A 13584-nucleotide genomic window follows, 5' to 3' on the forward strand; every position below is an offset into this window, starting at 1 on the left:
GTAAGGGCCCAAGGGAACCATGGGTCGCCTGAGACTACTCACGCGCCCTCGACGACCGAAAAGCCCTCGAACTGCGGATGGCCGAGATAGTGCACCTTGGTGGAGCCGGCGTTGCGTGCGCGGCGCGGAAATTTTCGGATTTGGTCCAGGCGACGAAATCTTCATGGCTCGCCCACACCGTGTGCGAGGCAAACAGCGTGTAGCCTTCGACCTCGTTGACCGGACCGCGCAGCAGATGAAATTGCTTGAAGCCTTTCATTTCGGACAGGCTCGAATCACGGTTCTTCCAGACGTCCTCGAATGCCTCCTCCGAGCCGTTCTGGACCTTGAAGCGGTTCATGGCGATGTACATTTTCTGTCCTTTCGGAATTGCGGATTGATGCTTGGTGGATTGCCTAAAATGGACCGATCCGGGCTTTGAACACCCAGTTCGACCTGCCGGTTTCGGCTGGAATGGGAGGGAACGGTGCTTGCTTGCGCACCAGTGTCAAAGCGAATTGATCAAGCTCCGCAGAACCTGAGCTTTCGGCAAGCTGTATGTCGCTGATGCTGCCGTCGGCCATGACAACGAAAACGACCCTGGCATTGTTGCGAGCGCTCGCCTGTATCGCTTTCGAAACTCGACGGTTGGCGCGGGCAAGCTTCTTCTGGACTTCACCGCTGTAGCGGGATTCTATCGCATTGCCTGCCGCTGCCTGCTCCTTGCCCTTGCTGGCAGCCACCGCGTCGCGTTCCTCGCCATCCGCCGCGCCGCGGGCCTCGTTCGTTTCGCCGGCTCCGCCAAAATCTGGTGTCGTGCTCGGCCTTGGCGTCGGGATCGGCGGCTGTCCGATATCGGCAGGAGGCGCCTCGGCGGTTTCGGCCGGAGCAGCCGGCTCTGCCGGCGTTTCGATCTTCGGAGCCACGCTCTGCTCGTCCAGCGGCGGGCTGTCGGCCATCAGTATGTCTGGCGCGGCGGTGGGGTGTTCGACAATCTGCGGCAAGGGCGCGGGGGGCTGCTCGGCCATTTCCCTGATCGGCCGGTTCCTGGTGGGCCGGTCGGCAGGCGGCGCGGGCTCGACCTTGGGCTTGACCTCAGGTTTGGCCGGCCGCGGGTCGGGCACCAGGGTGACGTTCATCGCGCCCAGGACCCGACCATCCAAGTCGCTGCCGACCACGTCGGCGCCGGTTCGATCGGCGCCTTCCATCTCGATTGCGTCCCCGGCATCAAACGTGCCGGCAGGTGCGATGAGAAAAGCGGCCGCCACCGCCGCATGAAACAGGCAGGAGGCGACAATCGCCGCCGTCCATTTGCGGCTCATGGCTGACGGTCGGGCAGGCGCAAGCGGTCCGGTCGGCGCAATCGCCAGTTCGCCATCGGCGTCGGGGAGGGGACTGATGTTCTGCATGGCTCGCGGCGAGACCTGCCGCAACCGGCGCGGACTTGTCAAATCAACATCATTTGCCCCTAGGGCAACAGGCCGGCCTCGTACCCGCTTCCAGTCTGCCTTCTCAGACCCCGAAGGCGATGCCGGTCTTGGTCTCGGTCTTCAGCCCACGCATGCAAGCGTCCGGCTTGATGCCGGTGCCGGCGCATTCGGTCGCGCTGTTGATCAGCACGCGGCTGACCTTGGCGCAGTCGGCGCCGGCAAGATCGAACCGCGTCACTTTGGTCTTGCCCGCCGGCAGGTCCTTGAAGTCGAGCACCGTCAGCCGGTCGACGACGCCGGCCTCGTTGAACAGCGCGATCTCGAACGCCGCTTTCGAGAGGTCGGCGCCGAGCGTGTTGTTGACCACGAAGGTCAGACGGCAGCCTTTTTCGGAGGCCTGCGCGCCATTGAGCTCAAGCGTGAGAGCAGGGGCCGGCGCAGACTGTTGCGCCCACGCCGGACCCATCGCAAGCGGCATGGCCAGCACCGAGGTCAGCAGGCGAAGCGATGCCGTCAAGCTTGTCATTGTCGTCAGCCTCCAAATCGCATTGTCGCCGCCAGCTTGAGCGTGACGCCGGGCTCGTAAACTACACTGGTGGCCGGTGCATTCAACGGGTTGGTGTATTTGACGTCGAACAAATTGTCGGCGCGGAAGTCGACCTTGAGATTGTCGGTCGCCTGGTAGCTGGCGAAGGCATTGACCAGCGTGTAGTCCCTGGCCACCGGGTTGCCCTTCGGCTTGCCATTGTATTGCACCTCGCCGCCGACGGTCAGCTTGTCCTCCAGAAAGCGGAAGCCGAGTTGCCCGGTGACCTGGGAAGAGGGGACGGTAACAAGGTCCGCGCGCTCGCCGTCATAGGAGATGGTGTGGCCATCGATGATCGAGGCGGAAAGCCCGGCGAGACCCCAGCTGGCATCATAGACGCCTTCCATTTCGAAGCCGCGGATCTTGGCTTCTGCAAAGTTCTGGTACTGGAAGCAGATCGGGATGCCGGGACCGAAAGGGCAGCCGCTGGTCGGGTCGAACGCCGACAGGGTGACGCCGTCGATGTAGTCGTCGACGTCGTTGTTGAAATAGGCGGCCTTGAAACGAAATGCGTCGCCGGCTTCGAGGATGTCGTCCTGCTTGTAGTTGACACCGAATTCGACGGTCTTGCCGATTTCAGGCTTCAGATCGGGATTGGGGAGAAACGGAAAGCTGACGCCTGCCGGATGGTTGCCGCTGATAAGGGTTTCCGACAGCGACGGAGAGCGATATCCCTCGGCATAGGTGCCGTAGAACTGCAGGCCTTCAAGGCTGGCGGTTTCGAATGGCGAGATGCCGACGGTGATGCGCGGCGACAGCCGGTCGCCGGAGGTTTCGCCGATATCGCTTTCCAGCTTGTAGCTGTCGTATCGCAGGCCGGCGATGACTTCGAGCCAGTCCCAGGTGAGCTTGTCCTGGATGTAGGCGCCGGAAACGTTTCGCTTGCCCGAAGGGGTATAGAAGCTGGCGCCGCCTGCGGCGCCACCTGTTTCGACATCGTCGCCAACCCAGTCGCCGCCATAGGTCAGCTCGTGCGCAATGCCGGTGGTCTCAAACCGCGAGGTGTTCCAGATGTCGATGCCCGACGTGCCGACATCGAAGGTCGACATCGAGCCCGCCGGCAAAACGATGGGAAGACCGGTGACGGGATCAAACCGGTTTTGCGCAACGAGGCTCGTCATCTCCATGTTGGTCTTGTTGTAGGAGGCGTTGATGTGGAGATCGAGCCAGCTCTTGTCCTCGTCGGTGATGTTGTAGCGCGCGGTAAAGGTATTCGCCTCCAGGTCGACGTCATTCACCGGCGTGCCGCCGCTGACCTCGTTCCAGCCGTCGCTCGTGCCATTCCAGCCCAGCTTCAGTTCGCTGTTTTCGCTGGGGCGGATGGTCGTCTTGAGCAGGCCGCTCAAAACGTCGAAGCCGGTGCCGTCGACCGTATCGCCGCCGCCATCCTTGTAGTCGTCGTAGTCGCGGTAGACGATGTTGCCGAGAACATCCCAGTTTTCGTTGAAACGGTAGGCGCCGGCAGCGCTGGTCGTCCAGCCTTCGCCGTTACTCTCATAGCGCCCGGTCGCGGACGCCGCCCATGTCTCGCCGTCGCGAAGATAGTCGTCCGCGTCCTTGGTCTCGAACAGGACGACGCCGCCAATGGCGCCCGAGCCGTAGGTGTTGGCGACCGGGCCGCGAATGACGTCGACGGATTTGATGAGTTCCGGGTCGATATAGAAGGTCGATTGCGGGCCGTGGTCGGAGCGCTGGAAATTCTGCCGCGCACCGTCGACGATCACCGCGACGCGACCGAAATCCTGCAAGCCACGAATGTTGATGCTGGAGGAGACGCGCCTTGCGTCCGCCTGGACCGCTACACCCGGCACACCCAACAGCATGTCGTTGGGCGTCGTCGCCATGCGGCGTTGCAATTGCTCCTGATCGACATGGCTGACCGAAGCCAGGGAATTGATCGCCGTCTCGCCGGTGCGGCTGACGACTAGGATCTGGTCGAGCAGCGTTGCGCCTGCTGCGGCCGGCTGTTCAGGCGTCTGCGCCTGTTCGGCCTGCTGCTGATCCGTTGCGGTTTGGGCGGTGTGTTGGGCATTGGCCGACGGAGTGAGCAGCGCGATCGCCGCAGCACCCGCCAGCGATGCCGCCATGCCCTTTGCCATTGATCTATGCCCCGGATCTGGGCTGCTATTCGCCAGACCCAGCCGTCGCCAATTCCCCAACCCCATGCCCCAACTCCAAAAATCCTGGTTCGATGCTGGCCGGCTTAACTTGCCGGCATTTTTCGTCGTGTCCGGCTTCTTAAATCTTGACTCGGTTAGTCCGGTATTGCACTGACTAGTAAACATGAGTATTCAAGTCAAGAAATGAATCGGCATTTCACGCAAGCGCCGCGCCAGCCGACCAGGCCCGGCCCAGGAAAGGGATCGAACCAGATGAACACGCACAATCCCAAAGACTTTCGGCCCAAAGACTTTCGGCCCAACGACTTTCGCCCCGGTGACTTTCGCGATCGCGTCCGTCGTTCCGACGACAATTCGGCTCGTTTCGATCGGGTTCCATTGACGGTGAGGACCCTGTCCAGCAACGCTCTGTTCCAGGGCGAGCATGAAATCGGCATCGAGCATCACGGAGCGCTCTACCGGCTAAAAATCACCCGCCAGGGCAAGCTCATCCTCAACAAGTAGGTTGTCAGACAAGTAGGTGTTCAAGAGATGGACCAGCGCGTAAAACCCGCGCCGCACGAGATCCGGCGGGCGCGGGCAGACAATCCGAAGACGCGCGAGCGCGATCTCGCCGCCCAGCTTGGCATTTCGGAGGCCGAGCTGGTCGCCGCGTATTGCGGCGACGGCGTCGTCCGCGTCGAGCCACGCGTCAACGATCTTCTGACCGGCCTCGAGGCCGTCGGCGAAGTCATGGCGCTGACGCGCAACGAAAGCGCTGTGCACGAGAAGATCGGCGTCTACGACAAGGTCGTCACCGGCAACCACAATGCCATGGTGCTTGGCGAGAACATCGACCTGCGCATCTTCCCAAAAATCTGGGCGCACGGCTTTGCCGTCGAAAAGCGCGACGGCGGCGATATCAGGCGCAGCCTGCAGTTCTTCGATGCGGCAGGCGAGGCGGTGCACAAGGTGCATCTGCGGCCCGCGTCCAACCTTTATGCCTATCAGAAGCTGGTGGCCGAACTGGAATCGCCGAACCAGGAGTCGAGCGTCGCGATGTCAGAGGGGTCGATTTTAGAAGGCGGGCTTGAAAGCGAGGCCGAGGCTTCCGCTGACGTCAACGATCTGCGCGACCGCTGGAGCCGGCTGACCGACGTGCATCAGTTCTTCGGCATGCTGAAGACGCTGAAGCTCGACCGCCGCCAGGCGATGCGCATGGTCGGCCAGGATTACGCCTGGCTGCTCGACAACGATGCCGTCAGCGCCATGTTCCATCATGCCGCCGAGGGCGAGATGCCGATCATGTGCTTTGTCGGCAACCGCGGCTGCATCCAGATCCATTCGGGCCCGATCACGTCGATCAAGCTGATGGGGCCGTGGATCAACGTGCTGGACGAGACCTTCCACCTGCATCTGCGGGCCGACCACATCCAGGAGGTCTGGGCCGTGCGCAAGCCGACCAAGGATGGCCATGTCACGTCTCTCGAAGCCTATGGCGCCGACGGCAAGATGATCATCCAGTTCTTCGGCAAGCGCCACGAAGGTGAAAGCGAGCGCGAGGACTGGCGGTTTCTGGCAGAGAACCTGCCGCGCATTCCAGACCCGACCGCAGCCTGAGGACAATGACAATGGCTGCTTTGCTTGAACGGGCGCGTGTTTTTAGAATGGCGCTTGGGGCCACGATGAGCCTTTCCGTGGCCTTTGCGCTGCCGGCCCGTGCCGCCGAAGGCACGGAGGTTTTTACCAACCCGTCGAAGATAGCGGCCATTGGTGGTTCGATCACCGAGATCGTCTTTGCGCTCGGCGAGCAGGACCGGCTGGTCGCTCGCGATTCGACCAGCAATTATCCCAAGGCGGCGCTCGAACTGCCTGACGTCGGCTACATGCGCCAGCTGTCGCCGGAAGGTGTGCTGTCGGTCAATCCATCGGGCATCCTGGCGCTGCACGGCAGCGGGCCGAAGCAAGCCGTCGACGTGCTGAAGAAAACGAGCATCCCGTTCATCGAGGTGCCGGAGCGCTACGACCATGGAGGCATTCTCGAAAAGATCCGCATCGTCGGCAAGGCGCTTGGCGTGGACGCCAAGGCCGATGCGCTGGCAGCCGAGATCGATGCCAAGCTGAAGGCCGCCGAAAAGCGGACCGCTTCGATCAAGGACCGCAAGCGCGTCCTGTTCGTGCTGTCGATGCAGGGCGGCAAGATCCTGGCTTCCGGCAGCGACACTGCCGCCGATGGCATCATCAGGCTTTCGGGCGGCGTCAACGCGGTTGACGGCTTCTCCGGCTACAAGCAATTGTCCGACGAGGCTGTCATCACCGCCAGGCCCGACGTGATCCTGATGATGAACAATGCCGGTCCCGGCGTATCGGACGACGAATTGTTCGCGCATCCGTCCATCCGGTCGACACCGGCGGGTGCGGCGCGCAAGGTAGTCCGCATGGATGGCGGCTATCTGCTCGGCTTCGGGCCGCGCACCGCCGACGTCATCCACGACCTTGCCGCCTCGCTTTATGGCGGGCAGGCCGCGGACTGAGCGGGCGCCCCGATGGTGGATCAATCGATCGCTGGTGCGGGCATTATGGCGACAGCATCCGACGGCGATCGTTCGGGGCGCGCGCGCATCGTCATCCTGCTTTTGTGCCTGGGGCTTGCCGTTGCCGTCCTGCTGTCGCTGACCTCAGGCGCATCCGATGCCTCCGCCGTCAGCGTCGTCGGCGACTGGCTGTCGGGTGCGGCACCCGGCAATGAGGCGCTGAGCGCCCGCGACCGCCTGATCGTCTACGACATCCGCCTGCCGCGCGTTACGCTCGGCGTGCTGATCGGCGCAGCGCTTGCCGTCTCCGGCGCGGTCATGCAAGGGCTGTTCCGCAACCCGCTGGCAGACCCTGGCCTGATCGGCGTTTCGGCCGGAGCGAGCCTCGGCGCGGTGGCTGTCATCGTGCTTGGCGCGACAGTGCTGGCGCCGGTAACTTCGATGCTGGGCACACTCGCTCTGCCGCTGGCGGCGTTCTGCGGCGGGCTGGCGACGACATTGGTGCTTTATCAGGTCGCCACCCGGCACGGCCAAACCTCGGTCGCCACCATGCTGCTCGCCGGCATCGCGCTGGCGGCCCTTGCCATGGCGCTGACCGGTATCCTGATCTTCATGGCCGACGACCGGCAGTTGCGCGACCTGACCTTTTGGCAGCTCGGCTCGCTCGCCGGCGCGACCTGGCAGAAAATCGGCTCCGTCGGGCCGGTGATTGTGCTGGCGCTGGCGGCGATGCCGTTCCTGGCGCGCGGCCTCAACGCGCTGGCGCTGGGCGAAGCCACCGCCGGCCATCTCGGCATTCCGGTTCAGCGGCTGAAATACACGGCTATCGTCGGCGTCTCGGCGGCGGTCGGGGCGTCTGTTGCCGTCAGCGGCGGCATCGGCTTTGTCGGCATCGTCGTGCCGCATCTGCTGCGCCTGGCTATCGGCCCGGACAACCGTTATTTGCTGCCGGCCTCGGCGCTACTTGGCGCTTGCCTGCTGCTGCTGGCCGATGCCGTCGCCCGCACCATCGTGGCGCCGGCCGAGCTGCCGATCGGCATCGTCACGGCGATCGCCGGCGCTCCGTTCTTCCTCTGGATCCTGCTGCGCAAGCGTGGCGTCATTGACCTGTGAGAGGGGGACCTGTGAGAGGGTTTTCATGATCGAAGCGCGGGCATGATCGAAGCACGAAATGTCTCGGTGGCGATCGGCGGCAAGGGCATCGTCGCCAATGTCGATTTCGACATGCGGCCCGGCGAAATCGCCGCCATCGTCGGCCCCAACGGTTCGGGCAAGACGACCTTCCTGAGGGCGCTGTCCGGCGATCTTGCCTATTCGGGAGAAGTCACCATCAATGGCCGCGACCTGTCGGTGATGAAGCCGGTCGAGGCAGCCATGCTGCGCGCCGTGCTGCCGCAGGCGACGACGTTGTCGTTTCCGTTCACGGTGCGCGAGATCGTCAGGCTCGGCCTGCTCGGCGGGCGCTCGGGCGCGCTGCCTGGCGAGGACGAGCGCCTGCCCGAGCGGGCGCTGGCGCGCGTCGATCTCGACGGCTTTGCCGGCCGTTTCTACCAGGAGCTTTCGGGCGGCGAGCAGCAGCGCGTGCAATTGGCCCGTGTGCTCTGCCAGGTCTGGGCGCCGGTCCTCGACGGCAAACCGCGCTATCTCTTTCTCGACGAGCCGGTTTCCAGCCTCGACATCAAGCACCAATTGATCATCATGAACATCGCCCGCGATTTCGCCAGACGGGGCGGCGGCGTCGTCGCGATCCTGCACGACCTCAATTTGACGGCGATGTATGCCGACCGGATCTTTGTCATGCATCGCGGCAGGCTTGCCGCCACCGGCTCACCGCAGGACGTGCTGAGCGACGAACTGATCGAAAAAGTGTTCGATTGCCGGCTGCGGGTCGGCGTGCTGCCGGCCGGAGACATGCCGTTCGTGCTACCGCAGTCAGCGGCGTAAGTGCCAACTCGCAAGGTCGGCGCTGCCCTCCCAACTTGCAGGGTCGGCGCCGCCCCTCGTTGCCCTGCCGGGCATTTCTCCCCGTATAGTGACGGGGAGAAAGGGCTGGCCGCAACGCTGGCGCCTACCTGTAACGCTGGTGATTGGCGAAATCGTCGATGACGGCGTCCCTCTCCCCGTCACTATACGGGGAGAGGTCGCCGGCAGGCGGGTGAGGGGCAGCGCAAACGCTCGGAGAGGGTAAAGCGCAAAGTCAGGCGGCCGGCGCTCTTTGCAGCATGTCGATGCCGAGCAGGTGCCGCACATTCGGGCGCGCCGCTACCATGTCGGCGATGGTATAGCGCTCGAGCACGGCGAAGAAGGCGTTGAGTGCCTCGCGCAGCGCTGAATTCAGTGCGCAACTGTCGACCAGCGGACATTCGGCGGCGTCGTTCTCGAAGCATTCGGCCATGGCAAAGCTCTCTTCGGTCACCCGCACGACGTCGAACAAGGTGATCGATTCGGCCGGGCGGCCGAGCCTGACGCCACCGTTCCTGCCGCGCACCGTCTCGACCAGACCATGCTCGACCAAAGGCTGCAGGATCTTGAAAAGAAAGAGCTCGGACACCGAGTAGGCGGCAGCGATCTCCGGGATGCGGCTCAGCCGGTCGGTATTGGCGGCGCAATACATCAGAATGCGCATGGCGTAGTTGGTCTGGCGTGTCAGCCGCATCTTGTCCTCACGAAGCAGTAGCTCAACCTTAATATGGCCTATACCTTGGAATAATTCCAGACTAGCACCGCGTAATAGGTGAAGTTATTTGTCAGGTTTGTGTGCGCGGTCGTGCAAGCCATAATCCTAATATGGCGCGCATTCGGGTGGGCGGATTGCTAGTTTAAGTCCGCGACCTCGACCAGGAGCAGTTTATCCATGTCACAATCAGCACCGGCTTTGGCATCCGCCCGGTTCGATGCCGATGCGGAGGCCAAGCTTTCGGCGCTTCGGCGCACAAAGTTCGTCGCCACCGCAGCGCTCGCGCTCTGCGTCCTCGTCTTTGCGGCGGCCAAGTCGTTCGAGGGCCGCTATCCGTGGCTGGGGTTCGTCGCCGCTTTCGCCGAGGCGGCGACGATCGGCGGGCTGGCCGACTGGTATGCGGTGGTGGCGCTGTTCAGGCGGCCGCTCGGCCTGCCGATCCCGCACACCGCGATCATACCGGATAACCAGAACCGCATCGCCGACAATCTCGGCCGCTTCATCGAGGTCAATTTCCTGGCGCCCGAGCCGGTGCGCGAAAAGCTCGCCGAGGTCGATTTTTCCGCGCTCGTCGCCGACTGGCTGGTCGACCCCAACCGCGCCGCCGATCTGTCGCATTTCGTCGGCCGGCTGGTGCCGCAGACGCTGGCGGCGGTCGAGCGGTCCGGCCTGCGCGGCTTCGTCACCAGTCGCATGCTGGAGCAGATCGAAAAGGTGCCGCTGGCGCCGCTCGCCGCCGAGCTGCTGTCGGCTCTGACCGACGACCGCCGCCACCAAAGGCTGTTTGACGAATTCACCAGGGTCGTCGGCCGCTTCCTGAGCGACGAGCAGGCGCTGGCGACGATGCGCGAGAAGATCCGCGAGGAACTGCCGTCGCTGTTCAACATGTTTCGCGCCGACGCCTATCTGCTGAAGAAGATCGTCGCTTCCGCCGGTTCGCTGCTCGACGAGGTGAGGGCCGATCCCAATCACCCGATGCGCGCCGAGTTCGACCGTTTTGTCCTGACCTTCGTCGAGCGGCTGAGAACGTCCAGGCAATATGCCAGGCGCGCCGAGAAACTGAAGCGCGATTTCCTCGCCCGGCCGGAGCTGAAGGCGCTTGCCGGCGACATGTGGGAAAGCCTCAGAGTGGTCATCGAGCAGGACGCCAAGGCGCCGAATTCAATGATCCGCGCCCATCTCGCCAACATGTTCGTCGAGGTCGGCCGCCATCTTGCCGGCGACGCGCAGATCAGGGCCGACATGAACCAGGGGTTCATCGTGGCGCTGTCTTCGTTCGTCGAAAGCCAGAAGAGCGGCGTCTCGAAATTCATCGCCGACCAGGTCAAGCGCTGGGACCTGGCCCAACTCACCAGGCTGATCGAGATGAACATCGGCAGGGACCTGCAATACATTCGCTTTAACGGCATGGTCATCGGCGGCCTGGCCGGCGTCGTGCTCCATACCCTGGAACGGCTGTTCCTAGTCGACTGAGCCGCGATGTATTGCGCCTTCGAATGGACCGCGAAGCTCCAGTGCCCTATTGTTTCTCTTCAGCTGCCGCATTCGCAGCAACAGGGGAGACGCCACCGTGGCAAAGCAACCGGAATCCGACACATTCATGGACATTTTCGGCAGGTTCGGCCGCGACTTGAAGCTGCCGAACGTCGATGTCGAGGCGATCCTCAGCCATCATCGAAAGAACCTCGAAGCACTGGAAAAGTCGGCCAGGGCAAGTGCTGCCGGAGCGTCGTCGCTGCTTTCGAGACAACGCGAGATGCTGCAGGACACGCTGCACGAGATCGCCGACATGGTGCAGGACTACAGGGCTCCGGGCGATCCTCAGGAACTGATGGCCAAGCAAGCGGCGTTCGCCAGGAAATCCTTCGAAACCGCATTGAAGAATGCCGGCGAGGTGGCCGAGCTGGCCAGGAAGTCCGGCACCGAATCGGTCGAGATCCTGCGCGAGCGCATCAAGGAGGCGATGGCGGAAATCCGCAGCGGCTACGACAAGAAGTAGGCTGTTCCCAAGCAGTTTTTCTCCCATCAAATCCGGCTGGTGAAGGCCTGGATGTTGGCCTTTGGGCTCGCCGAGGCGAACAAAGTTCCTCTTGCCCGACAATCCTGTTTTCCCCGCTGAACACCGGCACTGGGCCCGCCACTGGCGCGATCCGGCCGAGGATATCGCAGCCGAACACACTGACCGAATTGACAGAGGCGGCCGGTTCGTGGTCCGGAGGCAGGGCAAGCGATCGGGAAAGCAGGAATGACGCAAATACGGCTGAGGCCGCCGCCGACCTACGAACAGCTCAGGACGATGACAGGGCAGGAGCTTGGCGTGTCGGACTGGACGACGGTCGACCAGAGCCGCATCGACCAGTTTGCCGAATGCACCGGCGACCGCCAATGGATCCATGTCGATCCAGAGCGGGCGAAGCGGCAGAGCCCGTTCCGCGCCACCATCGCGCATGGCTATCTGACGCTGTCGATCATCGGCGCGCTGGCGCTCGACATGGGCATCGTGCCGGACAACACGCAAGCCGTCTTCAACTATGGCTTCGACAAGGTGCGGTTCCTGGCGCCGGTCAGGGCCGGTGCGCGCATCAGGCTGCGCATCACGCTGATGTCCATGGAGGACAAAGGCCCCGGCCAGTATCTGATGAAGGCCGCCAACATCGTCGAGATCGAAGGTGAGAAGAAGCCGGCGCTGACCGCCGAAACACTGGTCATGCTCTATGAGCGGCGGCGCAGGCGGGCAGGGGCGTGAGCGGCGAAGCGCAATCTCGCCTTCTCCCACAAGGGGAGAAGGGAGAGAGCCGAAAATTCAACGCGACATCGCCTCTTCGAGCGTCCTGAAAATTCTCTCATCCTCCGACTGCGCGACGTTGAAGCGCAGGAAACGGCTGGCTGTCTGGGACAGGCTGAACGCATTGCCGGGCGCCAGCACGACATTGGCCGCCAAGGCGCGGCGGGCTATATCAGCTGCATCGACGCCTTCCGGCAGGCTGCACCACAAGAACATGCCGCTCGGCTGGTCGATCCACGGCACGATGCCGATCGCCTTCAGGCGGCTGCTTGTCTCAGCCATGGCGCGTGAAAGCCGCATGCGCAGCAAATCGACGTGCTTGCGATAGCTGCCGTCCTTCAGCAGCGTCTGCACCAGTTCGGAGGCAAGCCTGCCGCTGCCGAAGGATGTGGCGATCTTGAGGTCGGTTAGCCCTTCCATCCAGTCGCGCGGAGCTGCGATGAAACCGCAGCGCACCGACGCCGAAAGCGTCTTGGAGAAGCTGCCGATATGGACGACGCGACCAAGACCGTCGAACGCCGCCAGCCTGGGCGCCGGCGTGTGTTCGAAGTCGGCAAAGATATCGTCTTCGATGATCGTCAGATCGGATTGGTCGGCGAGCTTGAGCAATCGGTGGGCGACGACCGGCGACAGAATTGCACCCGTTGGATTGTGAAGCGCGGAATTGGTGATGTAGAGGCGCGGCCGGTGCGCGATCAGCGCCTGCGCGAACAGCTCGATATCCGGCCCCGACGGCGTGTAGGGAACGCCGACCACCTTGGCCCGGTGAGCGCGCAGCAGGGCATGGAAGTTGAAATAGCAGGGATCGTCCACCAGCACCGTGTCGCCCGGCTCGAGCAGGAACCGGCACAGGAGGTCGATGGCCTGGGTCCCCGATTCCGTCAGCATGATCTGGGCGGGAGAGGCCTCGATGCCGTGCTCTGCCATGCGCCGGGCGAGCAGATAACGCAGCGGCGGCAGCCCGAGCGGGGTGCCGTAGTCGGTCAGCGTGACATCTTCGCCGCGTGCCATTGTCCGCAGCGCCCGGCGCAATCCAGCCTCCGGCAGCCATGATGCCGGCAGCCAGCCGCAGCCGGGTTTGAGCACGCTGTCGCCGGCTTCCAGCGACTGGCGCGAAACCCAGAGCGGATCGACGGCACGGTCGAGCCTGGGGCCGATCTCGGCCAGCGACAAGGGAGCCAGCGGTCCGGCGGCATAAAAACCCGAGCCTGGACGCGAGCGGATGATGCCTTCCGCCGCAAGCCGCTCATAGGCTTCGACCACGGTGGATTTGGAAACCTGCATGGTTTTCGCGAAAGCCCGGATCGAAGGCAGTCGTGTTCCCGGTGTCAGGCTGCGTGCCGCGATCCGGTGCCTGATCGTCGCCATGACGCTTTCGACAAGCGTCCCGCTGCCGGCACTCGCCGTCGCCTGCTCGTCCATCCGTACTGCTCAACCTACCATGACAGTTTTGTCGAACTGTACCTCATTGTCTCTGGTGGCGCCATATGTTCC

Annotated in this window: 13 protein-coding genes and 1 pseudogene; 8 read left to right on the top strand and 6 right to left on the bottom strand. The window is 63.4% G+C overall.

Going from position 1 to position 13584, the window contains the following annotated elements; translation table 11 throughout:
• Positions 1-38: 38 nt before the first annotated feature.
• From JG739_RS15715 to JG739_RS15730, 4 genes and pseudogenes are all read right to left on the bottom strand, one after another.
• A pseudogene (locus JG739_RS15715) lies at positions 39-352 on the bottom strand (antibiotic biosynthesis monooxygenase family protein).
• Between the two features lie 43 nt (positions 353-395).
• Positions 396-1430, bottom strand: coding sequence for an energy transducer TonB family protein (locus JG739_RS15720; protein ID WP_244749906.1), 1035 nt, complete (start codon positions 1428-1430; stop codon positions 396-398).
• Between the two features lie 61 nt (positions 1431-1491).
• Positions 1492-1935: a hypothetical protein gene (locus JG739_RS15725; RefSeq protein ID WP_202367245.1), complete on the bottom strand. Its 444-nt coding sequence runs from the start codon at positions 1933-1935 to the stop codon at positions 1492-1494.
• 5 nt (positions 1936-1940) lie between these two features.
• Positions 1941-4160: a TonB-dependent hemoglobin/transferrin/lactoferrin family receptor gene (locus tag JG739_RS15730; protein ID WP_202367246.1), complete on the bottom strand. Its 2220-nt coding sequence runs from the start codon at positions 4158-4160 to the stop codon at positions 1941-1943.
• Positions 4161-4367: 207 nt separating this feature from the next.
• On the opposite strand from JG739_RS15730, the gene hemP reads away from it, so the two are divergent.
• The 5 genes from hemP to JG739_RS15755 are packed head-to-tail and all read left to right on the top strand — an operon-like array spanning position 4368 to position 8572.
• Positions 4368-4619 carry a hemin uptake protein HemP gene (gene hemP / locus JG739_RS36375; RefSeq protein ID WP_370463553.1) on the top strand — a complete coding sequence of 84 codons (252 nt, stop codon included), beginning with the start codon at positions 4368-4370 and terminating at the stop codon, positions 4617-4619.
• A gap of 27 nt (positions 4620-4646) precedes the next feature.
• Positions 4647-5714: a hemin-degrading factor gene (locus tag JG739_RS15740; protein WP_202367248.1), complete on the top strand. Its 1068-nt coding sequence runs from the start codon at positions 4647-4649 to the stop codon at positions 5712-5714.
• A gap of 11 nt (positions 5715-5725) precedes the next feature.
• Complete coding sequence (locus JG739_RS15745; RefSeq protein WP_370463552.1) at positions 5726-6628, top strand: heme/hemin ABC transporter substrate-binding protein; 903 nt, start codon at positions 5726-5728, stop codon at positions 6626-6628.
• Between the two features lie 12 nt (positions 6629-6640).
• Positions 6641-7741, top strand: coding sequence for a FecCD family ABC transporter permease (locus JG739_RS15750; protein WP_202367250.1), 1101 nt, complete (start codon positions 6641-6643; stop codon positions 7739-7741).
• Positions 7742-7783: 42 nt separating this feature from the next.
• On the top strand, positions 7784-8572 hold the full coding sequence (locus JG739_RS15755; protein WP_202367251.1) for a heme ABC transporter ATP-binding protein: 789 nt from the start codon (positions 7784-7786) through the stop codon (positions 8570-8572).
• 253 nt (positions 8573-8825) lie between these two features.
• Here the strand turns inward: JG739_RS15755 and rirA are convergent, their stop codons facing one another.
• Positions 8826-9284 carry an iron-responsive transcriptional regulator RirA gene (gene rirA, locus JG739_RS15760; RefSeq protein WP_202367252.1) on the bottom strand — a complete coding sequence of 153 codons (459 nt, stop codon included), beginning with the start codon at positions 9282-9284 and terminating at the stop codon, positions 8826-8828.
• 198 nt (positions 9285-9482) lie between these two features.
• Between rirA and JG739_RS15765 the strand changes: the two genes are divergently transcribed.
• The 3 genes from JG739_RS15765 to JG739_RS15775 all read left to right on the top strand — a co-directional run bounded on the left by JG739_RS15765 (position 9483) and on the right by JG739_RS15775 (position 12051).
• A complete protein-coding gene (locus tag JG739_RS15765) occupies positions 9483-10778 on the top strand; it encodes a DUF445 domain-containing protein (RefSeq protein WP_202367253.1) in 1296 nt (431 codons plus the stop codon).
• A 97-nt stretch (positions 10779-10875) separates the two neighbouring features.
• Positions 10876-11304 (top strand): phasin family protein, encoded by a 429-nt coding sequence (locus tag JG739_RS15770; RefSeq protein ID WP_202367254.1) that lies wholly within the window; start codon positions 10876-10878, stop codon positions 11302-11304.
• A gap of 246 nt (positions 11305-11550) precedes the next feature.
• Complete coding sequence (locus JG739_RS15775; RefSeq protein WP_202367255.1) at positions 11551-12051, top strand: MaoC family dehydratase; 501 nt, start codon at positions 11551-11553, stop codon at positions 12049-12051.
• Between the two features lie 57 nt (positions 12052-12108).
• Here the strand turns inward: JG739_RS15775 and JG739_RS15780 are convergent, their stop codons facing one another.
• Complete coding sequence (locus JG739_RS15780) at positions 12109-13512, bottom strand: aminotransferase-like domain-containing protein (protein ID WP_202367256.1); 1404 nt, start codon at positions 13510-13512, stop codon at positions 12109-12111.
• Positions 13513-13584 lie beyond the last annotated feature (72 nt).

The sequence above is a fragment of the Mesorhizobium sp. L-2-11 genome (assembly GCF_016756595.1).
In the GTDB taxonomy this organism is placed as follows: Bacteria; Pseudomonadota; Alphaproteobacteria; order Rhizobiales; family Rhizobiaceae; genus Mesorhizobium.

Coding starts and splice junctions, on each gene's coding strand:
- JG739_RS15725 (WP_202367245.1), bottom strand. CDS start 1,935: ATGACAAGCTTGACGGCATCGCTTCGCCTGCTGACCTCGGTGCTGGCC.
- JG739_RS15750 (WP_202367250.1), top strand. CDS start 6,641: ATGGTGGATCAATCGATCGCTGGTGCGGGCATTATGGCGACAGCATCC.
- JG739_RS15755 (WP_202367251.1), top strand. CDS start 7,784: ATGATCGAAGCACGAAATGTCTCGGTGGCGATCGGCGGCAAGGGCATC.
- hemP (WP_370463553.1), top strand. CDS start 4,368: ATGAACACGCACAATCCCAAAGACTTTCGGCCCAAAGACTTTCGGCCC.
- JG739_RS15730 (WP_202367246.1), bottom strand. CDS start 4,160: ATGGGGTTGGGGAATTGGCGACGGCTGGGTCTGGCGAATAGCAGCCCA.
- JG739_RS15740 (WP_202367248.1), top strand. CDS start 4,647: ATGGACCAGCGCGTAAAACCCGCGCCGCACGAGATCCGGCGGGCGCGG.
- rirA (WP_202367252.1), bottom strand. CDS start 9,284: ATGCGGCTGACACGCCAGACCAACTACGCCATGCGCATTCTGATGTAT.
- JG739_RS15745 (WP_370463552.1), top strand. CDS start 5,726: ATGGCTGCTTTGCTTGAACGGGCGCGTGTTTTTAGAATGGCGCTTGGG.
- JG739_RS15780 (WP_202367256.1), bottom strand. CDS start 13,512: ATGGACGAGCAGGCGACGGCGAGTGCCGGCAGCGGGACGCTTGTCGAA.
- JG739_RS15765 (WP_202367253.1), top strand. CDS start 9,483: ATGTCACAATCAGCACCGGCTTTGGCATCCGCCCGGTTCGATGCCGAT.
- JG739_RS15775 (WP_202367255.1), top strand. CDS start 11,551: ATGACGCAAATACGGCTGAGGCCGCCGCCGACCTACGAACAGCTCAGG.